This is a genomic window from Zestosphaera sp. (assembly GCA_038843015.1).
Lineage (GTDB): Archaea > Thermoproteota > Thermoprotei_A > Sulfolobales > NBVN01 > Zestomicrobium.
The window spans coordinates 1-22,964 of the sequence record JAWBSH010000013.1; the positions used below are offsets into that span (position 1 = coordinate 1).

Below are 22,964 nucleotides of genomic sequence, written 5' to 3' on the forward strand. Positions count from 1 at the left end.
GGTATAGTCTCGCTATCACCAATCTTATACACGACCTTATAGTAGGTAGGCTTACCCATATAGTTCGAAACAAAGAAACACAATCTCAGGGTTGAGTCATTCACGGCTGTCTTGGGGTAGTAACCAATCCTGCAATCCTCATTTAGTAAGCCAAGCGCTGTGAAGGGCTCCGTAACTTCTGGTCTAACCACACTCACTACTCCAATAACTGACGCGACAACACTCACAGCAAGTATCACGGCGAAGACCTCATCATCAATAATCAACTCTACCACCTCACAACCCACTTCCTATGAAGCTTAAACCAGAGGTAGAGGTAGAGTCTAGGCAGAACAAAGTAAACTACTAAAGGTATCGACACTAAGCAAGCAACAGTCGCTGCCTTCACAGCGATTATTCTGAAGTACGTAGACTCAGCACCAGCCTTAAGATCCTCAACAACTCTCCTAGCTTCCTCGAGATGAGTACGTGCTGCCCTAACATCTCCTCCAACATACTCACTTATCGCTCTGTTTAGTAGGTCTACAACAAGCCCTACATCAACACCCCTACTATGCAGGTATTCTAAGTCTTTCATTATTGACTCTACCTCACTCAACAAATCTTCTTGAGCAAGACATGCTGGGAGAGAAGTAATCAACAGCCCCGCGAACACAACCAGCGCGAGTGTTGTGAGTCTAAACACCCTTAAACACCATAATGTGATTAGATGACTAACTATTAAAATGACTTACTCCCTGCTAATGCCTGGTGCCGTGACAGCAAACCCGTATCTCGTGAAAACACTTGAGATTACGTAGTACTTGAAGTTAAGTGCTTTCGAGTGTATTAGTACTACCACCCCACGCTCAACCCCCTGAGTCTTCAAGTCTCTCGCTACGGCGGCTCCGTAAGCTTCGAAATACTCTGTAAGTTCTCTTAAAAACCCTTCTTCCGGCGCGTGAGTTACTGGCGGGTTAGGTCTGAACCAGCTAGTATAGTCGTATAGTGCTGTTAGTTTCTCTTCTAACACTATAGTGTTAAGTCCTAGCAAAACGTCTATTGCCTTACCTCTTAAGAAGTAAGTATCGCCGCGCGGCGTTATCAAGTATAGGTAGAACTCACTAGGTGTTCTCGCTTGTGATTCTATGCTTGAGAGTATGTAGCTGTATAGTGTCTGGAGTAGCAGATCCAACTCAATGATGTTAGTAGCGGTGAGGTCAGCAACTACTATACTTCTTGACGGGTGAGAGTGCTTCTCTACATCACTAGCACTATAAACTTTAACAACCAAATCTATAACGTCACTCCTGCGAGCACTCTTCTTCCAGTGAATTAGTCTTAGTGAGTCTCCAGGAGTATACTCTCTAACACCTAAATACTCACCCAAATACCCTCTCGCAGCCTGTATTACTCTCTCCATAATCTTTCGAGGGACTTTCCACACAATCTTAACTTCAAAACGTGACTTAAGACTAAACCTCACACGCCTTATCATGGGGACTGCAAGCAACGGCAAGTACTTCTCTAGTAGCTCTATATCGCCAGTTTTCTTGATTCCGGCTCTCTCAACATAATACTTGCTTTCAGGCGTTGTTGCTAGAAGCGTAGACGCGACTCCAGCACTACCTGGCTGAGGCGTGAGGAGGTCTGAAACCTCCTTAGTAGGGAGAGGAGTTAACTGAATCGTTAGCTTAGCAATAATTGGTGGTGAGATATACCTCGAGTACTCAGCTAAGACTCTCTCAGCACGCCTATATAGTTCTGCGAATTTCGGCGTGACTGTATACTCTACCAGGTGGGGCCCGTGCTCTACTCTAGCTAGACGCCTCAAATCCTCTACTACTACCTTAATACTCTGCCTACCTACACCAAGCATCTTAGCTCTAATCCTAACGTTTTCTAGGACTTGATTCACGCCAGTCTTCTCACAATATAGTTCATTACCTACCTCGACGTAGTACTTGAAGGAGCCGGGACACTCTACCCCAACTACTACGTTGACGTAGTCGTTTAAGTAGGTAGTAGGGTTTGACAGAAAAACTGTAACTCTAGACTTACTAAGTCTGTAATACTCTAGAACTACAGGTAGTGTGAGTGAAGTTATTGAAGCAAGAGCGACCAAGATAGTCTTTGGCGAGACTAGATATACTGGCGCGAGCACTAGAACAAGCGTGTAGACAGGTTTCAAGACTTCTCGCTCGCCCGAGTACAGGATGAAGTAAGCGGTACTCATTGAAGCTGTAAGAATTGATATTAGGTAGGCTGTAGGCTGGCTCACCAGCATCGTGAGTGCTAGACTGTAAGACACGGCAGATATGAGTTTTATGTATGAGTTCCTCACTAGTATTAAGAGTGGAAACACTAGCAAAGCGAGGGCGGGGTAGCCTATAGTAGCGTAAGCAACGAAACAGCCGGCAACCTCAAGTAGTGAGGTCACGTACTCCAAGACCTTACTTCTTGACCGCAAGATAAGCCACCACAGACAGTAAAGCTAGTAGTGGGAGAACCACGTAAATACTGGGCGAGCTCCTCTGAACTAGCTGAGCTCGCAGAATCTCCACGAGATGCGACCTCATCTCCGACTGATCAACTACTACAGTCTTATTACCAGCGAGAACTTTAATGAAGTCTAGATTGTGTGTTAAGACACTATTCTCTAGTAAGTACTCCGTAAACAAAACGAGAATCTTGCCTTTCTCGAGAGTTACCTCAACACCGAGAGGGAACGAACCTATCGGCTCGTTCAAGTCGTATAAGTTATTCCCGCTCACATCAACATACGAGAACAAACTACTCCACGCAATCACGCTCACACTACTAGAACTAAAGTCTACGTCTAGCGCGTAAGGCTTCCTGAAAACTGCGTTGCCGTATGTAGTATTCACTAAAACACTATCTAAATCACCTGCGTTGAATACCGCGTCACGCACGTAACCCTTGAAGCTTGCGTGAGTGCCTAACTCCTCAAGAACCTTAACTAAATACTCAGGAGACCCGTAAGCTACTACGACTCCGCCGCCCTCAACAAAATCAAGTAGTTGCTTAACACCCCCGGGGGGTTCGGCGCGAGCACAAATCAGCAGAATACTCTCGCTGTTGAGGTTGCTTAACTCACTTAATGAGTACAGTACTTTAACGTCTAGTTTCGTGTAGAGGTCAGACAATCCGTTAGGTCCTTCACTAGCTATGCTGTAAGCAGTGTTTGACGGGAGAGAGACTACGATGAAGAGTCCTAAGAGGACCCCCAACACAACAGATAACACTATTAGTCTACTCTTCACCAGCGGCACTTAAAGCACCTCGATAAGTAGTCTCAGCTTCCTGGTATGTAGGTTTCTTACTAGAGTATAGGTCTCTCTCAACCAGTAATAAAAATCTCCACAAGATTCTCCTGAGTCTCTCGTGCGTGGAATGAGATATACTCACGTAGTGTTCTCTAAGAGTTTCGTTAGGGGTAGGTAGCCTCAATTTCAGCTTCTTGAGGAGGCTGTAGTAGAGTAGTGCTACGCGCGAGTTTAACCCGAGCTCGTAAGGCTTTAAGATGAAGTTCCTCGCAAGCGCTTCCGCTCTGCGCGGGACGTGCTGCACCCTCCTCCACACACCAACAACTACTGGTATGAAGCTTCGCTCATGCCCGCTTACTAGTGTGGTGATGAATATTGTGATGAAGATTAACGCGATAATGACAGGCATATTAACGACGTAGATGCTTAAGTTCAGATTTAGTGTTCTGTAAGACTCGTTTAGAGGCTCTATCTCGACTACCAGGTTCACTAATTGAACAGGCAGGAACCCGCCGTAGACAAGTATTTCTTGAGTACCGCCACTAGGTACGTAAACAGATTTCTCACCGTAATTAAAGACCTTCACGTGTAAGTCTTTCTGGTCTACGTTATTAATGAGGAGAGCTACGTACCCGAGCCAAGCAATAGAAACGTTCTCAGCAATTACTCTCACGTGAGGGTATAGAGGCTCTATATAGACTGGCCTGTCAAGACATCGTGAGAAAGTCTCTGTTGTGGCGTTCACGCAGAGCTTAACCTTGTTTAAACCGATAGTGTAGTTCGTGAGGTAATAATCTATCGTGAGGGTAGTAGAGCCTGGCTTGAGTAGTAGAGTAGCGACTTTAAAGTCGTTGAAGTACAAGCTCGCGTTGTATGACTCGTCAGATATTATCGTAACGCGTAGCGGGCTACCATACTCGATAACGCTCGGCGAACCAAGCTGGACTCCAGGTAGTCTATACTGTATTCTCGTGAACCCTGCCAGTATGTAGGAGCCGTTCGTAAGTCTTAAGTATAGTGCTAGCAAACACTGCCGAACGTCTCTAAGTCTTAAGCCTAGCGACTCAATCAGCGAGGCCGGCGGTAGCTCTACCTTAAACAAGTAGTGTGTTTCGTTGACTTCACTAGGTTTAAACTCACTTATCTTAACGAGATTAGGCCACTCATACGTCTCTACCGCGCTTAACTGAATATTCTTTGAGGCGATGACCTCTACTACTTCTCCCGGGGAGTATGAGTCTTTGAGTGGTTTTATGGTGTAGAGTCCCTCGTTTTGGGTTTCGTAAATTGATTTAATTATTAACTGATATACTTGCTCTCTCAAAGTATTTAGCTTCATACTGACGTAAACACGTAGTGTTTTTGCTGCTTCAGGGTCGTGACTGCACGTGCCGAGTCTACTAGCATAGGCCTCTATAGAGTCAAGTCTTTCTTGAATGTTACGCAGTATTAGAGCTGTGTTTTGTAGTCCCTCACTAACTCCGTGGAGTGCTCTATAATAGTCTATGATAGTCTTGTAAGTCCTGACATGCAGGTCTCTCAAGTCAGCAGGAGTTGACGCGTTGACGAGGTACCGAGCCATCAACTCGCCGGTAGAGTCTCCCTTGATAGCGTGGTCTAACACTATATTTAGTAGTGCTAGGAAATACAGGCAGTCTGAGTTGCTACTCGATGTTTTGAGTATTGGTGTGTGTATCTGATGAACCAACAACAAAACTAGTACTAGAGTGAGTAGGTATTGCCTCCTCATCAACCAACTAACACCTCATAAACTCTGAGAGCAACTATGATCATGAACGACAGTAGTAGTGCAACATTCAATACCTTGACATAGAGTGGTGTTTCGAGGAAGGGCCTAACCACAGCGTATGTTATGAAGTAAGACAGTACGTTCACGGCTACGTAAGCGTCAATCCTGTTCTCACCTAAAATAAATAGTGAGGCGTTCATAGAGGTCGTGAGTAGGACGTAAATCAGTATTAAGAGTTCTACTCTCTTAAGCAATCTTCTCAACCCTCACGACAAGTCTAGTATATCCTGGTGTCGCTTCCTTCTCAACTAAGTGTATCTTGCTCTCACCAACGAGTCTCGCAATAGTAGCTAGCACTAACAACACTACAGGGTCGAGAGGGTATTTAGTATAGTCTGCCAGAGGTTTTGCTAACCCGATAACGTTAATTGCGAGGAACTCACCCCTCTGCTCAACCCTGACAGCCTTACATAAAGCGAGTTCACCCGCTATTAACGAATTTAGAGAATCCTCTAAGCGTTGAGCACTCAACTCTTCTAGCTTCTCAACATCTCGAAACACATCAACAGGTATTGAAAAGTAGGGTGAGCTACCAGCAAAGCCCACACCCGGGTTTGGATTGTCAGGACACCCTGTTTTCGAGAAAACTATTAATGCTGGCGTGGACGTGCCGTGAACACAGACTTTACTATTTAAGAGGTCTAGATCTTCTACTACCGCTGTAGCTGCGTGAACTAACATTGAAGCGTAGTTGAGTACTGCGTCAAGCGCGGGTTCTCCCGGCGTAAAGCTATAGACTACTACTACACCACCCACAACACCTATTGAAGCACCAACTCCTACGAGTCCCGTATCACTCGTGATTAAACCGTAAACAACTAGGAGAATCGAGACTATAACTATGTCCGTGCCTAAGACGAGGAGACGTATATTCATGTGAGAGCCACCACCCACGGCTTAACAAGCAAGTCTAGCCCGAGAACAATATTCGCGTACTTCAAGTGTTCACGACCACTACTAAATACGAGCTTATTCCTAATTAAGTGTAGTGATGCGAAAGAAAGTAAGACACTTACTTTGATGTCTGTGAGCGGCGAGTAGTAGAGTAGTATGAAGAACAGCATAGAGAACACATACCGATAAAAAACGCTCTTACTAGTTGATGATACCACGACAGACACTATAGCGTCAAAAAGTGTTAAGAGTATGTATCTTAGAGGGTAGTCAACACCTAAGTAAACACCTACTATCGTCGAGACTAATATCACGAACGGTATATAAAGCTGGAAAAAATCTCGGACTCCTGTTGAGTAGTAGTAATACGCGTAAGTAAATAGTATAGCTAGAATAAGCGCGGCATCTACCAAGTAATCAAGCACGCTCGCCAGGATCGCGTGTAGTAAAGTGTAAATAAACACTATCAGAAGATATGACGCGATCGTGAAGTAGTGTTCTATCAAGTGCCTAAACACTAAGATGACGTTGAGAAACGCGAAAACTACTACGGCTGTCAAGTAAGGCGTTATGAACGAGTTTTTATGTAGGTAGAATAAAGTGTATGATGCTACGAAGATTAGTAGGGGGAGGTAATCCCGCGCGGGAGTCGTCAACTTACTTAAGCTACTTCGGTACTGGGACATTCTTTAATGCCTCTAAAGCAATAGATCCTGTGTCTAGATTCTCGAGCTCGTATTCCTCCTTCAACTTAACTCTGTGCGCGACCACGTTTACGAATATCGACTTAACGTCATCAGGTATCACGTACTCACGACCTTCAAGAATAGCTAGTACTCGCGTGAGCTTCATGAGGTCTATCGTTACACGGTGTGACGGGCCGTACGCGACTGCCGGGTGAGTCCTCACGTAACTTATCAACTTAACAATGTAGTCTACTATGAAATTACTTACCTCAACGAGTTTCGGTATAGAGTTGAGAATAGCTCTCACGTCTTCAAGACTTATCACGGGTTCTATAGGGAGAGTCAATATTGCGTCAGCTCTCGAGACTATCTCAGCTTCTTCTTCTGGCGGGTTGTAGAAGCTTGGTAGCTGGAAAGCAAATCTGTCAGCGAGAGTTTCCATAATCTTGTAAGACCCTATAGCGTACTTCTCCGGAACTTGAGTAGCGACAACCATGAGTGGTCGCGGGATGGGGTAAGTTACTCCATCTACCGTGACCTGATACTCCTGCATAGCTTCTAGTAGTGAGGCCTGAGTTCTTGTGGGAGCTCTATTCAGCTCGTCAAAAAGTAATATATTAGTGAATATAGGTCCCCTCACGAATACTCTCTCACCACTCGGTCTATACATGTGGAAACCGAGGATATCGCTAGGGAGTATGTCTGGATGACCCTGCACTCTCCGGTACTCACCACCTATAGCTCTCGCGAGAGCCTTAGCTAGTAGTGTCTTGCCAGTTCCGGGGTATCCCTCAATTAGTAGGTGACCCCCAACGAAGAGTGTTGAGATAGCGTACCTCACTACCTCATGCTTACCGACATAAATTTTCGAGATCTCGTTAATAACCCCCCTCAACATTTCTCTAGTTTTGTCAAAGTCTAGCGCGCTCATACTTAACTCCTCGTCTTAATTAATTGAGCATACCTATAAACGTAAACAACGAGTATATACGAAACCAAAGTAACGAACAACACTACTCCAACAATACTGAGGACGTTTAGAGACTCATTCCCTAAACTCGTTGCTTGCCCCTCACTAATATTCAGTGCCTTTATTAAGGCTCCCCTAGCAGCTTCTAAGTCTGAAGCAGTATCATATGGTCTGAACACAGATACTCGAGCGTACAAGACTTGCTCGCTACCAATAGTTTTGACTATGACGGGTATTAACGTGTACGACAGTATGTACTTACTATTACTCTTCTCCATAGTTATGTGACTTAATTGGAGCGTGTTGCGAGACTCACTCCAAGAATTCAGTATTTTGAAGCCTTGTAAGCTCACACACAACTGAAGTGTGTGGAGTCGTGCAGGAATATCAACAACCTCTAGGTATCCCTGATATACGGTGTCGTCTATAACGACTCTCACTCTGTACGTCGCTAAAGCACCACTAACCCTAGTTAAGAAGTCATCGTACGTTACTCTGAGTACCCTAACTTCACTACTGAATAAGTATGTACTCAGATTATTCACTGCCTCATCTAAGTTACCTACCTCAACTACTGCGTGACTAGCGTTAGTAGTTCCCGCGTCCGCGGTTACCGCTACTAGACTCTGCATCAGTAACACAATAACAACTGCCGACGCTAATGTCCCGCTCACGTGCCCCCACCTCAACTCAGGAACGTAAGCTTCTATCGTTAGTGGCTTAGGTATTATGAACCTCACCTGAGTAACTCTATCTATTATGACATAAGCCAAGACTACGGAGATTGACGCGTATATTATTGAGGGAGAGTAGTGAAAAATTCCTACCGCAGCGTCTACGCTGTAATACTTTGCAGTAAAAACTATGATCACTACCCTCACTAGGTTGCCGAGAAACCCTACTAGAAGTCCTGCTAGCAGAGCTAGTAGCGAGGCCCCGAGTTTTTTGAGTGCTTTCTCATGGCTGACCGTGATGTAATATGCCAGGAGAGGAAAGATTACTATTACTGTGCTGAGTGTTAGTATCCCGCTACACGCGGCTTCAACACCGAGTAAGTAAGGACCTTGACTAGTCTCAACCCTGATCGCGGCGAAAGCTCCTGTATCAATGAATTCCGTGCTAGTTAGTGCAGCCGCTACCCTGCCCACAACTCGTGAGAGGTTCGTAGTCACTACATCTATCACGCTAGTTGGTACGGGTACTGTGAGTAGAGGGGTTAAAACTGGAACTACGTCTCCTATAGTTACGGGCTTGAAGACTAATATTAATATCGATATCATCGCGATAGCGAAACTCAACCCAAGAATGCTCAGAGAATACCCTACCACTAGTTTCGAGACGTGATATAGTATAGTAGACGTTACTACTAAGAACGCTGAAGCAAGTAATCTGCTAGGCTGTATCTCGTAAGTGAAGCCCATATACCTTAGAGATAGGTAGAGCACAAACACGACTGTAATAAAAGAAACTAATAAATAGCTATAGTCTTCAGTAAACATGAGCTTCACGACACTCTCTACATACTCTCTATAAATACTCTGAAGAAGTAGAGCTATGAGAGACACAACCACTAAGTAGCCGGCAATCAAGCCACCCCTATATTCCCTCACGCGACTCAATCAACTACACCAGCCACATAGAGTAGCTGAATCCCTCAATACCACATCATACTCTAAAATTCTAGACCCCTAAAACTAATAAACATATCAGCATTCTCTAGTGCTTAAAACTAACAAGCTTAGCCTTCAAGGCAGAAGAAGAGACTAGCTAAGTATCACCACTACACTCGATGACCGCCTCCGAGTACGAGGGAAAACAAACGTCGGTCGCTAGTTAAATCCCTAGCTGTAGAGCGTACTTACCTTCTTTCTTGATGTTTAGGTGTTTACTTACAGAAGATTTTTCAGGGTCTATTATTAAGATGACTCCTCTCCAGTCTTCTGTGAATGTGTCGTTGCCGCAGTTAGGGCATTTAGTTGCGTCTTTGTTTACTAAGTATCTGCAGTTCATGCATGCTTTGAATAAGGGTTTCTTACCTCTCGCCACAGACATTTTAGTTACCTCACCTTACCTAGTCCTGGCTGCCTGAGTGTTAGTCCTATCCTGATGTGGACTGGGTGTGCTATTGAGACATTAATTACTCTACCCCTCACTACATCTCCCTTAGCGAAGACTATCTTAGTAGCTTCTCCTACTAGTGAGTCTCTTGCTTCATCATATACTAGCTTGTCGTCTGCTAACTGACTCACGTGCGCGAAAGCGTCTACAGGACCTACGTTGACGAAAACGCCCGTCCTCTTAACATCAACTACCTCACCCTCAATAACTTCTTGAGTTACTGGATAGAATGTTAGTAAGTCTGCCACTACTTTATGGTATGTCGCCCCATCACCAGGCAGTATCCTCCCTTCAGGCTCTGTCTCAACTCTCCACACAGAAACTATTATTCCTAGAGCCGGGTCTATCCTACCAACATACTTTTCTTTAAGTTGCTTGAGAGCAATCAAGTCTAGGTCTTCACCAAAGAATTCTGGCGGTATCCTCACGATGTCTTCTATCGTGACTAGCCTAAACACTCTCAACCCACCTACATAGTATCATAGTAGAGAAATTTAAGCTATAGAAAACCTCCGCCTACTAGACCACCAAGTAGCTACCTTAAAACCAGCTAACTTCAGTAGCTTCCTGAGCTTCTTGTCTAGAGTCACTATTATGTAGTCTGGGTTTGAAGTAACGTAGTTTAGTAGTGCTTTGTCACCGAATGCTTCGCTAGACCCCGTACTCAAGACTGTGACGTGACTAGCTAAATATTCTAGCGCGTACTTAGCTGGAGGAGCTTTCTTAACACTCTTGCTTGAAGCAAGACTCCTCAACTCACCCACTATAACGTCTAGAGTGTATAACTCAATCTTATCACAGTCTAGGTCTTCACGCAACTTAAACTCAAGGTCTATACCCTCACTAACGAGTAGTAGAGTGCTAGTATCTAGTAATAGCTTACATAACCTCATCAAAAACCCTTAACCTACTCTATGTGTCCCCAGCCCACGAGCCTCCAGCGACCTAAGACTTGCTTACTAACTGCGACTCTCATACCACTCCAGGCTACGATAGGCTTCCTGAGAGTTAGTGAAGCAACCTCCCTACCAACAGAATCTACCGTAGCTAGCGTCACGGCAACCCCTGCCGTGATCATGATAGTGTCTTTAGGCTTGAGAGGCTCAACCCTCACCTGCTCTTTAGTGCCGGGCACTCTCTCAAGTAGTGAGTACCTTATAGAGACTTGCGTCACCGGGTCTGGGACAGTCCCCGCCTTACCACACACGTTACCCACGAGACTATCAGCTTTAGTTAAAGAAGGGTCTAACTTAGTGCCGAGAGCTACTAGACCTCCCGGCCTAGCCTCACTGTAAGACCTATCACCAAACTTGATACTCACTACCTCAGTAGTTAGTGGTTCGTAGTATTCTTTCCCTCCCCTACGAACCTTAACACCGGGCTTTATCTCTATCTCATCACCTACTCTAACAACGCCCCTCAATAACGCGCCGCCAATCACTCCACCCCTCAACTCAGCAGGTGGAGTCCCTGGCTTGTTGACGTCGAAGGACCTAGCAACAAACATTAGTGGGGGCGAGCTCAAGTCCCTCTCGGGAGTAGGTATTAGCTTCTCGATAGCTGTAGTCAAGACATCCACGTTTATCTTATGTAGAGCACTGACAGGTATTACTGGCGCGTCCTCGGCTGGAGTCCCCTTCAGAAACTCTCTGATAGCTCTGTAATTCTCTAGAGCCTTCTCCGGAGGCACTACGTCAACCTTATTCTGAACTACTATCACGTTCTTAACACCTATTATGTTGAGAGCAACGAAATGCTCTCTAGTCTGGGGTTGCGGGCAGGGCTCGTTGGCGGCCACAACAAGTAAAGCGCCGTCAATTAACGCAGCACCTGAGAGCATAGTAGCCATCAGTACTTCATGACCTGGAGCGTCAACGTATGAGACGCTCCTCCTGTAGGTGCTGTCCTTACACGTGGGTTGAGGCACGTACCTGCGGCTAGGCTCAGCTCCAGGACACTCGTATATGTCTCCGTCCGCGTACCCGAGCTTTATAGTCATAGCTTTCTTGAGTTCCTCAGAATGTCTGCCAGTCCATATCCCCGTCAACGCCTGAACTAGGGTTGTCTTCCCGTGATCTACGTGTCCTACAACACCTATGTTTACCTCAGGTTGTTTCTTCTCTTGATGCACTCGCTTCACCACCCCTGAACTCAGCGCTCTCGAACCTCTCTATAAAGACTACCTCCTTAAAACCTTCTAGCCACTTCAGTATGTCTCTAGAAATTAGATACTTAGTTATCTGAATATTCTCACTAAACCTGTAGTCTTTAGGCAACTCTACCTCAACAACGCCCTCCCCACTCTTTAAAGAAACCTTAACAGCACTCACGTCAAGAGTCTTAATCCTCCTCTTAATTAAGTACCTCACCTTCTCTTCATTGTCTTCAAGCTTCTTAATCACCGTGAACTCTGCCTTAAGTGTTTTGCCTGCTAACGGGTGGTTAAAATCGACAGTCACTCTCCCCCCAGTAACTGCTATTATCCTCCCCACAGCGTTATTGATGGTTACCTCCTTACCCACATCAGGGGTTATGTTATTCTTCAAGAACAGCCTTGCGGGAAAGACCCTAACCTTGTCAGGGTCTCTCTCACCGTAAGCCTTGTCTGGCGGGATCTCTACCTCATACTTCTTACCAAGCTCCTCAACTCCTGAAACAGCTTCCTCAAACCCTCTTATGTACCTTCCCTCACCAACAACTAATAACTCAGGACCGTAAACTCTGCCCTCCTCGTATTTCTTGTGTTGCCTAGCTAAAGACTCAATAGTCGTGTCTACTAACTCTCCAGTCTCCTTAACGAATATCGCGTAATCGACTAACAACATATCGTTACTCTTGAAAGGCATCCCTTCACACACCAAGATAAATCCAACACGAACTATTTAAGCAAAACACACCTACTAACATTCTCTTATCTTCCTTCACTGCTTTGGGCGAATCGTTAACTTGAATGGTTTCCCCAGCTCGCCACTGACTTCATACTCTATCTTCAAGAACTGTCTTAACACCCATAAAGCTGTGTGTGCGTGCATGCTGTATTCTGCGCCAGTGATTGTCGAGGGTTTCTCGCTGAGTGCTAAGTATATTAGTATATTGTCTGACATGTGCCTGTCGAGCGCTACGCCGTAGTTGAGGTCTTGAATAAGCTTCTCAGCCGCTTCAGTCCCTACCACCTCAGCTCTCTTACCTTTAGCTCCTAACGAGTCACTACCCAAGATAGAGTTTCTGGTCTCGGCCCAGAGTACTATGCCCGAGCCGGGACCTAAGTGCGGGTCCTCACCTTCTTTGTAAGTCTCTAGCTTTATGTCTATTGGTGCTGCAACCCCCCTACTAACTAGTAGCTTCTTAGCACTCTCAGCCTGCCTCAAAGCCACGTCTCCAGGCAACTTAACACTATGTGATACTCCCCTGACGACCCTCACCTCACCCCTCTCCAGCATGTTGAGTGGTGTGAAGCCTTTCGGTGTGTTGAGGTTCCTGACCTTAACTAAACCACCGCCTCTCGGGTAGTGACCTCTCCTCAGCAAATCTACTTCAACGTAGTAACTCATTCTCGATAAGTGAGGTAACATGACGAACCTCACGTAATCTATTGGTGGAGACCATGGGACGTCTGTGCCGCCCCTCAACGTTATCTCAGCTCTCCTCTCGCTAAAAGCTAGTATAGGTAGTATAGTCTGCATGATTAGAGTTACTGAACCAGCCGTCCCCACATCAAACTCAGAGTCTCTAGGACTTATTGTTGAGGGCTTAAATACTATCTCTGTAGACCCTACACTCAAGCCCTCAACGTGAGCCTTACATATCTCCCCAGCTATCTTGATTGACGTGAGGTGTTGTGGTCGTAGCCCGGGATTATCTCTCTTAGCTCTTATGTTGAATACCTTAATATCCTCACCCGTTATGCATGAGAGCGCTACAGAGAGTCTGAGTATTTGCCCGCCCCCCTCACCGTAGGAGCCGTCAATCAAGATCATCTATCCATCCCTGTCACTTCCTTAAGCCTCTCAACACCTCTTACCTCATCTATCAACTTAGCTACAGAACGCGGTACTAGCTCTCTCCAGCTCTCGTCACCTACTAACATCAGCTTCCTTATAGTAGTTGAGGAGTACCTACCTCTCTCGAAAGGCGGCGGTACTAACACCTCATAACCAGAGTCTCTGAAGAGTCTCAAGACTAGAGGATTCCTAGCCACTCCGTAACGGAATTTAGGCACGTACATCTGTAGGTATTGAGGCCACACAGAATTCATTAAGATGTCTGGTACCGGGATTATGTAGACTCTCGAGAGATCTACTGAGTACTCCTTCAAAGCTTCTCTAATCATCAAGACTCTCTCACCAGCTGTGAAAGGATTGACTATCGTGTGTGATTCTTGAGCAGTCCCTATAGCTATTATGAGTTCATCAACTTTAGTTAGAGCCCACTCAATTACTTTAAGGTGCCCTAAATGAATTGGCTGAAACCTGCCGGGAAACACAGCCCTCACAACATCTTCCCACACCATCAAGTCCCACCCTATTAACGAATACTGAGTAGTTCTTATATTCAAACACTTTCAAGCAATAAACTATTTTGAGGACCGCGCGTAGTTAGTGCTGAGAACTACCTCCAAACATTAATTACTTGAGCGGCTTCAGCATTACTTCAGTCCCTCTTATTAGGTCTGCGGCCCTACCCATATATACTGCTATCTCGATTAACTCGTAGCTACCTTCATATACTGCTAACTCACCCTCACGCACGTGCGAGAAGCTCTTAACGTACCTAGCCTCACGCCAGTTTTTGAGGTCTGTAGTAATGCCTATCTTATCACCTACCCTGACGTTAAGCACGTCCTCTAACGTCTCCTTACTCAATGAAGTGATTAAGTTCCCGAAATCGTCTACGTGTATTATCTTGGCTTTAAGACTCTCTCCAACTACTTCAGCCCAACCCAACTCTGCTGGAGGCCTGACCAAGTCCTCATACATTAATTGATTCCCTAGAGACTCAGGACTCACACCACAAGCTATCATAGCTGCTGCAGGAGCGTATATGTCTCTCCCGTGGAATGTTGGAGTCACCTCACCAATCCTCACTCTATTAACGTCTATCTCGTAAGCTCTCGGCTCCTCCTCAGCAGTCGCCGGTATTAAGAGACCGTTGTCAGGCCCTACGTAAACTCGCTCACGCGTCTCGATTATTATGTTTCGTCTAGGACTCCCGACTCCAGGGTCTACTACAGCTAAAACCACGGTCTTTCTCGGCAAGTACTTCTTACTTATTTTTAGTATGTGAGACCCTAAAACCACGTTATATTTTGGTATGTCGTGCGTTATGTCTATTATTTCTGCCTCAGGACATACTAGCTTTATTACTGCCTTCAAGTGCCCAACGTAGTGGTCTTTAAGTCCGTAGTCTGTTAATACAGCTATTAGCGGCCTCACTTCTTTCTAGCCTCCATCCTGAGCTCGAGATACGACTTAATTATGTTTTCTTCTTTACTCAGCCCTAACTCACTCTTGACCTTGTTTAAGATACTCAAGTATTCTTCTCTTGACTCAGGATTCACTACTTCTACCTCAACGTAGTTTCCCAGCCCTTCTACCTCGTCTAAGTATATTCTCGCCTTATTCCCCGTAGCTGAGTACACTCTCCTCTTCTTCTTTATCGTTATTATTGGGAAGCCTGAGAGTACGAGCATCTTAGTTATTTTTTCTGGGTCTTCTAGGGGGGTAGTTATCTCTTCACGTGCTTTAATCCCCTCCTCTATTAAAGCTCCCTTAAAAGTCAGCTCAGCTACTGACTCACCCCTCAAGAAGCTTTTTCTAATCCTCACGCGTAGAGCTATCTGGCGTGCGGGGCTGCCTACACAGTGTGTTAAGTCTACGTAACGGTCTTCTTCTAGAAGAGAGTCTTCCAGTACCCACCCACTACTAACTAGCTTCTCTTCCACGCTCTTCAAGTCACTCACTCTTATCTTAACCTCATATTCTCTCGTTGTTATGAGGACTCACCACTAGTTATGGCTTCTAGAGAGCTTAAGTCTTGTATTTCCTCTCCCCGCGTACTTCACCCCTAATATACCAGCCAACGTCGAAAATGTTTGAAGCTACCTCATCTAAGTCTCTCTTCTCACTCAGTTCTTCACAGCTGTCTACCTTAGAGAGTCCCAGACCGTAGACTCTCATGTCTGCCCCAAGTATAGCTACCACTTCTCTCTTCTTCACTGGCTGATAACAACCCAATACAGACTTCCTCAGTATGTCTCCCCCGTAAAGGAAAGGCTTAAGACCCTCGTCAGCCACGACAAACGCGTTAATCACTCTACCGATTTCATCGTATATTTCTTGGAGTATGTTGGTTGAGGGTATGAAGCGCGGCACGCCCTTCCTGAGCCTACCCAAGTATAGTCCTGCTGAGTACGGCGTGATACCTCTTGAGAGCACCTCGTCTACTACTCTAGCAAGCGGTTTACTCAGCACGAAGACCTCAGTAAACCTGCCGGTACAGAGGAGTAGTGTCGCGTCAGCATACCTCCTCACCAGGTACTCACTAACGTGCGGCGGCAACTCCCCAGCGAAATCCGCTACCGACGCTTTATCACACCTCACTCTAGCTCCATCAAGCATATGAAGAACCCCTCCATCCCGTGTATGTGGGGGTACGTCCTGCCACACAGCCTAACTCTCTCGTCTATGTCTATACCGTAGTAGTTGGTCACGGGTGGAGCCAGCCTCACGGGCGCTTCAAGACTCAAGACCCTCACATCATCTCTCCTCCTCAAAACCTCACTCAAGACTAACTCGTTTTCTTCAGGCGCTATAGAACACGTCGTGTAGAGTATCCTCCCACCACTCTTGAGAGAGTCTAGCGCGTTCTCTAGCAGTTCTTTCTGCTTCACGTGATGACTCATCAAGTCTTCTAAAGAAGTCTTTGTTTTTCTTGAAGGGTCTATCATGATTATCCCCTCCCCCGTACACGGGGCGTCAAGCAAGGCCTTAGTGAAGAAGTTCTTGAAGACTTTACTAACTCTCCTCCCGTCAAGCCTCAACACTACGGCGTTCTTGACGCCTAACCTCTCGATATTGTTTCTCAAGACCCTCACTCTCTCTTCGTTTGGTTCTAGAGCTACTATGAGTCCCTCATTCCTCATTATTTGAGCCATGTGCGTTGTTTTACCTCCTGGCGCTGCCGCTAAGTCTACTACCTCGTCTTCTCGTGAGGGGTTAAGTATTGTGGGGGGTAGTAGAGAAGCCTTGCCTCTGTAGAGGTAATAGAAACCTAGTAAGTACTCGTTTGTCGAGCCTAGCGAGGGCTTCTCAGGCTCTCTAACAACTTCGTAAGCTTCACTAAACCACTCAATACTCTCTAGCTGAAAACCTAGTTTTCTCAACCTCTCTACAAGTTCTCTACAGTCACTCAACTTCAGCTTATTACACCTTATACTAGGTCTCAACTTCTTTTCAAACGCTCTCAACAACTCCTCAACTTCTCTCAAGTCTCCGAGAATCTCTAGATACCTACTCACCATGTAGGGTCTGTAGCCATACCTACTCGCAAGCTCTTCTACTTCCTTACTCACTCGAATTCTCTCTCTAAGATGTTGTAGCAGGTTCTTCAAGACACATCTTCATTTGACTTAATACCTAAACCACCTTAAATAAATATTCTTGGGGCTCGGCAGTGAGTGAGTGTGTGAGAGCTCACTTAAGGATTTACGGACTAGTTCAGGGAGTCTTCTTCAGGTCGACTATGCGTGACGTAGCTTTAAGACTCGGCGTTGCTGGCTGGGTCCGCAACCTCCCAGACGGGAGTGTAGAAGCAGTTGTTGAGGGGGTTCCCGCGAGAGTAGAAGAATTGATTAAGTGGGCCCGCAGAGGGCCCCCAACAGCCGTCGTCGAGAAAGTAGAAGTTAAGTATTCTGAATGTACCAGAGAGTTCAAGACTTTCAGAATAAGATATTAGCTGAAGCTTAAGCCAAGCAAAGACTCATTAACTAGCACAACCGCCCCAGTTACTGGTGGTAAGTCATTGCTATTTTAATTTAGCTCCTAAGACTTCCAGGATAAGGCTTTCATGAGTATGCTACTAAACTCTCTGAGGAGTGTTAGTGGTGTTGAGATAAATGCTTCTCTTGCTAGGGTTTTCTTGAGGTGGTGGAGGAAAGAGAGGTTTAGTGTTGTTTCTCTCCTAGAAAAGTTGAATGAGTTTGCTGAGAGCGAGAGCAAGCGTGATAGTCAGTAAACAATTGATTTAGGAGTTGTTGAGAGACTTGACGGTATTATCGGCTGGTTAACTTTCTTCGGGCAGAGCTACTTAAACAGAGTGAGAGACTTGGAGAGTGTCGTAGAGGTTGTTTCTAGGCAGGAAGCTGAGGAAGTGAAGAGATTCTTATCGAAGACTAGGACTGAGAAGAGATTCAGGACTATACTCAAGCTAGTGTCTCAAAGACCCGCGAGATAGGGTGAGTTGAAGAAAGCACTAGAGTTTAGTGAGGGTGTTGAGATAGACGATCATAGCTTCAACACGTTACTCCAGAGACTCGTTAAGGCAGGCATAGCAAAGAAGAGGGGTGAGCACTACACGATCCCAGACCCGATACTCTCCATAGCAATACAGAAACATATTTAACGATTCCTCAAGCCTTGCTAACTGACCTCCTCCCCACCCTAAAGAACTAGACTTTCAACCGTAAAATAGGAGACACAACATCTAAGTAAAGCCGCATTAAGCTGTTTTCTCCCTAGTAACTCAGTCTCCACACGAGTCAAGAAGAAACAAATGATTAAGCGCCGCGCACAGACTCAATCAACACCGCACTGGCCAACACCCTAGAGGAAAGCGTCGACATCGGGCTGTTGGGAGCGGCGGGCATACACCCCCGCCCCATCAAACCCGTCTTCTACGGGTGCCCTCCCCCCTCCCGGGAAACCCGGAAGGGAGCGGCCGCCTCTTTTCGGGGGGAGCTTCCCGCTTAGATGCTTTCAGCGGTTAGCTCCTACGGCGTAGCTGCCCGGCCTGCCCTGCCGGACAGCCGGTACACCATAGGCCGCGGCCTCCCGTTCCTTTCGTACTAGGGAGACCTTCCCCTCAGGCGGCCCGCACCCCCCGTGGGTAGAGTCCGAGCTGTCTCACGACGCTCTAAACCCAGCTCACGTTCCCCTTTAATGGGCGGGCAGCCCCACCCTTGGCGGCTGCTGCACCGCCAGGATGGGAAGAGCCGACATCGATGTAGCAAACCGCGGGGTCGATGGGGACTCTCGCCCGCGACGACCCTGTTATCCTCGGGGTAACTTTTCTGTCATGCCCGGCCCCCACTGAAGGGGGCACGAGCGTTCGCTAGGCCGCGGTTTCCCGACCAGACCCCTCACGACGCAGGGTCTGGTAAGGCCGGCTTTTGCCCTTGCACTCTACGGCGGAGTTCTGACCCGCCTGAGCCGACCTTTGGGCGCCCGTGTTGCTTTTTCGCGGGCGTGCCGCCCCAGCCGAACCGCCCACCTGACGCTGTCCCCCGGGCTACCCCGGGGTTAGACCCCCAGACCGCGGTAGGCGGTGTTTCACTTTCGGCTCACCCGCCCCCGAAAGAGCGGGTTCACAGCCTCCCGCCTACGCTACGCACCGCAACCCGAGAGCCAACGCCAGGCTGCGGTAAAGCTCCACGAGGTCTTCTCTCCCTACGGGGGGATGCCGGCCTGTGCACCGGCTCCGTGGGCTTCACGGGGACCCAGGCTGGGACAGTGGGGCCCTCGTTGATCCATTCATGCGCGCCGGAACTTACCCGGCAAGGCATTTGGCTACCTTAAGAGGGTCAGAGTTACCCCCGGCCTTCAGCGGCGCTTCACCCGGTTGTACCCGGGCTTCACGTACCGCCAGTGGCCAGGATTCACCCCCCGTACACACCCTTTCGGGCTAGCGGGGAGCTGTGTTTTTATTAAACAGTCAGGACCCCCTAGTCACTGCGGCCCGCGGTTCCACGGGTTTTCCGCAGAACCGCAGGCACCCCTTCTCCCTAAGTTACGGGGCTAATTTGCCGAGTTCCCTAGCCTGGGTTAGACCCCACAGGCCTTGGGCTTCTCACCCAGGGGCACCTGTGTCGGTTCTCGGTACGGGCGCGGGGGATCGTTCCCGAACCCCTTTTCAAGGGCGCCAGGGATTGACCGAACCCCCTAACGGGGGCCATTCCCCCCTTCAGCCGGTTCTCACCATTACGGTACTTCCCGGCCTTCGGGTAGTTAGCCGGAGCGACTGCCCCGGTCGGTCTACCCCGACGCGTCAGGGTTCGGGCTTGCGTTGCCGCACCTACCCCCGCGGCACGGGGATATTAACCCGTTTCCCTTTCGGCGACTCCGGTTAAGGGCCGCCTTAGGACCGGCTAACCCTCAGCTGACGACCGTTGCTGAGGAACCCTGGCCCTTATGGCCGTGGGGATTCCCACCCCACTTTGCTGTTACTACCGCCGGGATCCGCACTCGGAGCGGGTCCACCGGACCTCACGGCCCGGCTTCTGCCCCACCCCGACGCCCTCCTACCGGATCACGGCCTCAGTGAGGCCGTGCCCCGGGGTCTCGGCGGCCGGCTTAAGCCCCGACGTATTTTCGGGGCCCGCGGCCTCGGCGGGTGAGCTGTTACGCACTCCTTAGAGGATGGCTGCTGTTAGGCCCACCTTCCCGCTGTCTTAGGCCGCGGACGCCCTTTACGCTTGGCACTTAGCCGGCACTTAGGGGCCTTAACCCCGGTCTGGGTTGTTCCCCTCTCGGCCCCCAGGCTTACCCCGGGGAGCCCCACTCCCGCCTTCTACGGTGGTCACGGGTTCGGAGTTGGACTAGGAGTCCGGGGCCTTCCGGCCCACGGTGCCCCTAATCCGTAGCTCTACCCCGTAACCCACCTCAGGCGGGGCTGAGCTAAGACTCATGTCGGAGGGAACCAGCTATCACCGGGCTAGATTGGTCTTTTGCCCCTAGGCGGAGGTCATGGGAGCGAATTGCACGTCAGCACCCCTTCGGGCCTCCACCGGGGTTTCCCCCGGCTTCGCCCTACCCCCGCCTAGATCGCCCGGTTTCGGGTCTCACGGCAGTGACTCCGGGCCCTTGCAGACCCCGCCCCTCACGGGTCTTACCCGTTGCGGGCTTGTCGGTTTCCCTACGCCTTCGGGGTTAACCCCCTTAAGCTCGCCACTGCCGTGAACTCCCCGGCCCGTGTTTCAAGACGGACGGTGCGACCCCGGTCCACCCTCCTCGTACTCAACGGTCGCCCGTTTTTCCTTCGGAGGGCTTCACTCCTTACGAGCCGCACCGTGATTGGCCATCCGGTTTCAGGCTCTTTTCACCCCCCTCACGGGGTTCTTTTCAGCTTTCCCTCACGGTACTTAGTGCGCTATCGGTCTCGGGACGTATTTAGCCTTGGAGGTCAGTGACCCCCAGCTTCCCACGGCAAAACCAAGCCGTGGTACTCTAGCCTCCGGCAGAGGCCCCCACAGTTTCGCCTACGGGACTATCACCCTCTTCGGTGGGGCTTTCCAGCCCACTTCGGCTACTGTGGGTCGGCCTCCCGGGCTCGAAGCCCAGCCGGAGGCTCAACAACACCACATCCCCGCCGACTCTTCGCCGACGGGTTTGGTTTGGGCTAACCCCCTTTCGGTCGCCCCTACTCAGGGGATCCCGATTGGTTTCTTCTCCTCCCCCTACTAAGATGTTTCCGTTCGGGGGGTTCCCGACCCCTGAATGGGGTCGCCGGAGGCTGTTAACCTCCGGCAGGAAGTCCCATTCGGGGATCCCGGGTTCGACGGCTGCGTGCGCCTCCCCCGGGCATATCGCAGCTTGCCGCGCCCTTCCTCGGCGCCCGAGCCGAGCCATCCACCGGACGGCTTGGCGTCGACGCCTCAGGGCGTTGGCCAGTGCAGTCTGTTGGAGCCTGTGCGCGGCGCTCATTTAAATCAGTGAGTTCGCGCCGGTCAGTCTAGGAGGAAACCCTCCCAGACCTCATTAAGGAGCCACCCAAACACTCACGTAAGCAACCACCCCAACCCGGGGAGCAAAGGAGGTGATCCAGCCGCACCTTCCGGTACGGCTACCTTGTTACGACTTCTCCCCCCTCGCGGAGGGAGGGTTCGACCCACCCTGCAGGAGAGCCCACAGAATGAGCCTCACCCTCCCCCCACTCGGGTGGAGCGACGGGCGGTGTGTGCAAGGAGCAGGGACGTATTCACCGCGCGATGTTGACGCGCGGTTACTAGGGATTCCTCGTTCACGAGGACGAGTTACAGTCCTCGATCCCAACTACGGCGGGGTTTGAGGGATTACCTCCCCCTTTCGGGGTCGGGTCCCGCTGTCCCCGCCATTGTAGCCCGCGTGCAGCCCGGGGGTTTCGGGGCATGCTGACCTGCCGTGGCCCCCTCCTTCCTCCGCCTTAAACGGCGGCAGTCCCCCTAGTGTGCCTCGGTCCCGAAGGACCGAGTAGCAACTAGGGGCAGGGGTCTCGCTCGTTGCCGGACTTAACCGGACATTTCACAACACGAGCTGGCGACGGCCATGCACCTCCTCTCAGCGCGTCAGGCAAGGTCGTTAGCCTGGCCATCATCCTGCTGTCGCCCCCGGTAAGATTCCGGGCGTTGACTCCAATTGAGCCGCAGGCTCCACCCCTTGTGGTGCTCCCCCGCCAATTCCTTTAAGTTTCAGCCTTGCGGCCGTACTCCCCAGGCGGCGGGCTTAACGGCTTCCCTGCGGCACTGGACGGGCTCTAAGCCCGTCCAACACCTAGCCCGCATCGTTTACAGCCGGGACTACCCGGGTATCTAATCCGGTTCGCTCCCCCGGCTTTCGCCCCTCACCGTCAGGCGCGTTCCAGCCGGCCGCCTTCGCCACTGGTGGTCCTCCCGGGATCAGCGGATTTCGCCCCTACCCCGGGAGTACCGCCGGCCTCTCCCGCCCTCTAGCCCGACAGTATCCCCCCCGTCTCGGGGTTGAGCCCCGAGTTTTAAGGGAGGACTTGCCGGGCCGGCTACGGGCGCTTTAGGCCCAATAACCGTCCCAACCACTCGCGGGGCTGGTATTACCGCGGCGGCTGACACCAGACTTGCCCCCCGCTTATTCCCCCTCCATCTTACGGAGGGGAAAAGCCCCTCTTCGGGGCACTCGGGGTGACCCCGTCACGGTTGCCCGCATTGCGGAGTTTTCGCGCCTGGTGCGCCCCGTAGGGCCTGGGCCCTTGTCTCAGGGCCCATCTGGGGGCTCCCG

At 49.4% G+C, this 22,964-nt stretch carries 25 protein-coding genes and 2 rRNA genes; 4 read left to right on the plus strand and 23 right to left on the minus strand.

Annotation, left to right across the window (positions count from 1 at the left end; genetic code table 11):
• The 21 genes from QXL29_07705 to QXL29_07805 form a co-directional block, all read right to left on the minus strand.
• A partial coding sequence (locus QXL29_07705; GenBank protein MEM2284477.1) for a DUF1616 domain-containing protein occupies positions 1 to 275 on the minus strand: 275 nt, incomplete at its 3' end.
• On the minus strand, positions 269 to 685 hold the full coding sequence (locus QXL29_07710; GenBank protein MEM2284478.1) for a hypothetical protein: 417 nt from the start codon (positions 683 to 685) through the stop codon (positions 269 to 271). The genes QXL29_07710 and QXL29_07705, both read right to left, overlap by 7 nt.
• Before the next feature lie 45 nt (positions 686 to 730).
• On the minus strand, positions 731 to 2,449 hold the full coding sequence (locus QXL29_07715) for a DUF58 domain-containing protein (GenBank protein ID MEM2284479.1): 1,719 nt from the start codon (positions 2,447 to 2,449) through the stop codon (positions 731 to 733).
• The gene (locus QXL29_07720) at positions 2,433 to 3,272 is read right to left on the minus strand and encodes a hypothetical protein (protein ID MEM2284480.1); all 840 of its coding nucleotides are present in this window, start codon (positions 3,270 to 3,272) and stop codon (positions 2,433 to 2,435) included. Before QXL29_07720 ends, QXL29_07715 begins: the two co-directional genes overlap by 17 nt.
• The gene (locus tag QXL29_07725; GenBank protein MEM2284481.1) at positions 3,253 to 5,016 is read right to left on the minus strand and encodes a hypothetical protein; all 1,764 of its coding nucleotides are present in this window, start codon (positions 5,014 to 5,016) and stop codon (positions 3,253 to 3,255) included. Before QXL29_07725 ends, QXL29_07720 begins: the two co-directional genes overlap by 20 nt.
• On the minus strand, positions 5,016 to 5,270 hold the full coding sequence (locus tag QXL29_07730) for a hypothetical protein (GenBank protein ID MEM2284482.1): 255 nt from the start codon (positions 5,268 to 5,270) through the stop codon (positions 5,016 to 5,018). The genes QXL29_07725 and QXL29_07730 overlap by 1 nt, the downstream gene beginning before the upstream one ends.
• Positions 5,263 to 5,952 carry a hypothetical protein gene (locus QXL29_07735; protein MEM2284483.1) on the minus strand — a complete coding sequence of 230 codons (690 nt, stop codon included), beginning with the start codon at positions 5,950 to 5,952 and terminating at the stop codon, positions 5,263 to 5,265. Before QXL29_07735 ends, QXL29_07730 begins: the two co-directional genes overlap by 8 nt.
• Positions 5,949 to 6,656: a hypothetical protein gene (locus QXL29_07740; GenBank protein ID MEM2284484.1), complete on the minus strand. Its 708-nt coding sequence runs from the start codon at positions 6,654 to 6,656 to the stop codon at positions 5,949 to 5,951. Before QXL29_07740 ends, QXL29_07735 begins: the two co-directional genes overlap by 4 nt.
• On the minus strand, positions 6,637 to 7,587 hold the full coding sequence (locus QXL29_07745; protein MEM2284485.1) for a MoxR family ATPase: 951 nt from the start codon (positions 7,585 to 7,587) through the stop codon (positions 6,637 to 6,639). The genes QXL29_07740 and QXL29_07745 overlap by 20 nt, the downstream gene beginning before the upstream one ends.
• A 2-nt stretch (positions 7,588 to 7,589) precedes the next feature.
• Positions 7,590 to 9,236: an archaeosortase/exosortase family protein gene (locus QXL29_07750; GenBank protein ID MEM2284486.1), complete on the minus strand. Its 1,647-nt coding sequence runs from the start codon at positions 9,234 to 9,236 to the stop codon at positions 7,590 to 7,592.
• Positions 9,237 to 9,459: 223 nt separating this feature from the next.
• A complete protein-coding gene (gene spt4, locus QXL29_07755; protein MEM2284487.1) occupies positions 9,460 to 9,678 on the minus strand; it encodes a transcription elongation factor subunit Spt4 in 219 nt (72 codons plus the stop codon).
• Positions 9,679 to 9,683: 5 nt separating this feature from the next.
• On the minus strand, positions 9,684 to 10,202 hold the full coding sequence (locus tag QXL29_07760) for a DNA-directed RNA polymerase (GenBank protein MEM2284488.1): 519 nt from the start codon (positions 10,200 to 10,202) through the stop codon (positions 9,684 to 9,686).
• A gap of 36 nt (positions 10,203 to 10,238) precedes the next feature.
• Positions 10,239 to 10,637, minus strand: coding sequence for a hypothetical protein (locus QXL29_07765; GenBank protein MEM2284489.1), 399 nt, complete (start codon positions 10,635 to 10,637; stop codon positions 10,239 to 10,241).
• Positions 10,638 to 10,651: 14 nt separating this feature from the next.
• Positions 10,652 to 11,875: a translation initiation factor IF-2 subunit gamma gene (locus QXL29_07770; protein MEM2284490.1), complete on the minus strand. Its 1,224-nt coding sequence runs from the start codon at positions 11,873 to 11,875 to the stop codon at positions 10,652 to 10,654.
• Positions 11,850 to 12,590: an FKBP-type peptidyl-prolyl cis-trans isomerase gene (locus QXL29_07775; protein MEM2284491.1), complete on the minus strand. Its 741-nt coding sequence runs from the start codon at positions 12,588 to 12,590 to the stop codon at positions 11,850 to 11,852. Before QXL29_07775 ends, QXL29_07770 begins: the two co-directional genes overlap by 26 nt.
• A gap of 75 nt (positions 12,591 to 12,665) precedes the next feature.
• Positions 12,666 to 13,721: an RNA 3'-terminal phosphate cyclase gene (rtcA, locus tag QXL29_07780; GenBank protein ID MEM2284492.1), complete on the minus strand. Its 1,056-nt coding sequence runs from the start codon at positions 13,719 to 13,721 to the stop codon at positions 12,666 to 12,668.
• Complete coding sequence (locus QXL29_07785; GenBank protein MEM2284493.1) at positions 13,718 to 14,254, minus strand: nicotinamide-nucleotide adenylyltransferase; 537 nt, start codon at positions 14,252 to 14,254, stop codon at positions 13,718 to 13,720. The genes rtcA and QXL29_07785 overlap by 4 nt, the downstream gene beginning before the upstream one ends.
• A 115-nt stretch (positions 14,255 to 14,369) precedes the next feature.
• Complete coding sequence (locus tag QXL29_07790) at positions 14,370 to 15,176, minus strand: SAM-dependent chlorinase/fluorinase (protein MEM2284494.1); 807 nt, start codon at positions 15,174 to 15,176, stop codon at positions 14,370 to 14,372.
• Complete coding sequence (gene cyaB / locus QXL29_07795) at positions 15,173 to 15,736, minus strand: class IV adenylate cyclase (protein ID MEM2284495.1); 564 nt, start codon at positions 15,734 to 15,736, stop codon at positions 15,173 to 15,175. The genes QXL29_07790 and cyaB overlap by 4 nt, the downstream gene beginning before the upstream one ends.
• Positions 15,737 to 15,770: 34 nt before the next feature.
• A complete protein-coding gene (locus tag QXL29_07800; protein MEM2284496.1) occupies positions 15,771 to 16,361 on the minus strand; it encodes a hypothetical protein in 591 nt (196 codons plus the stop codon).
• Positions 16,340 to 17,353 (minus strand): RsmB/NOP family class I SAM-dependent RNA methyltransferase, encoded by a 1,014-nt coding sequence (locus QXL29_07805; protein MEM2284497.1) that lies wholly within the window; start codon positions 17,351 to 17,353, stop codon positions 16,340 to 16,342. The genes QXL29_07800 and QXL29_07805 overlap by 22 nt, the downstream gene beginning before the upstream one ends.
• A 62-nt stretch (positions 17,354 to 17,415) precedes the next feature.
• Here QXL29_07805 and QXL29_07810 point away from each other — a divergent pair, with 62 nt between their 5' ends.
• From QXL29_07810 to QXL29_07825, 4 genes are all read left to right on the plus strand, one after another.
• On the plus strand, positions 17,416 to 17,697 hold the full coding sequence (locus QXL29_07810; GenBank protein MEM2284498.1) for an acylphosphatase: 282 nt from the start codon (positions 17,416 to 17,418) through the stop codon (positions 17,695 to 17,697).
• Positions 17,698 to 17,808: 111 nt separating this feature from the next.
• Complete coding sequence (locus QXL29_07815; GenBank protein MEM2284499.1) at positions 17,809 to 17,976, plus strand: hypothetical protein; 168 nt, start codon at positions 17,809 to 17,811, stop codon at positions 17,974 to 17,976.
• Between the two features lie 81 nt (positions 17,977 to 18,057).
• Positions 18,058 to 18,195: a hypothetical protein gene (locus QXL29_07820; protein ID MEM2284500.1), complete on the plus strand. Its 138-nt coding sequence runs from the start codon at positions 18,058 to 18,060 to the stop codon at positions 18,193 to 18,195.
• 6 nt (positions 18,196 to 18,201) lie between these two features.
• Positions 18,202 to 18,363 (plus strand): hypothetical protein, encoded by a 162-nt coding sequence (locus QXL29_07825; GenBank protein MEM2284501.1) that lies wholly within the window; start codon positions 18,202 to 18,204, stop codon positions 18,361 to 18,363.
• Positions 18,364 to 18,570: 207 nt separating this feature from the next.
• On the opposite strand, the gene QXL29_07830 is transcribed toward QXL29_07825, so the two are convergent.
• A 23S ribosomal RNA gene (locus QXL29_07830) occupies positions 18,571 to 21,612 on the minus strand.
• 154 nt (positions 21,613 to 21,766) lie between these two features.
• Positions 21,767 to 22,964 (minus strand): 16S ribosomal RNA (locus tag QXL29_07835); the annotation flags it as partial.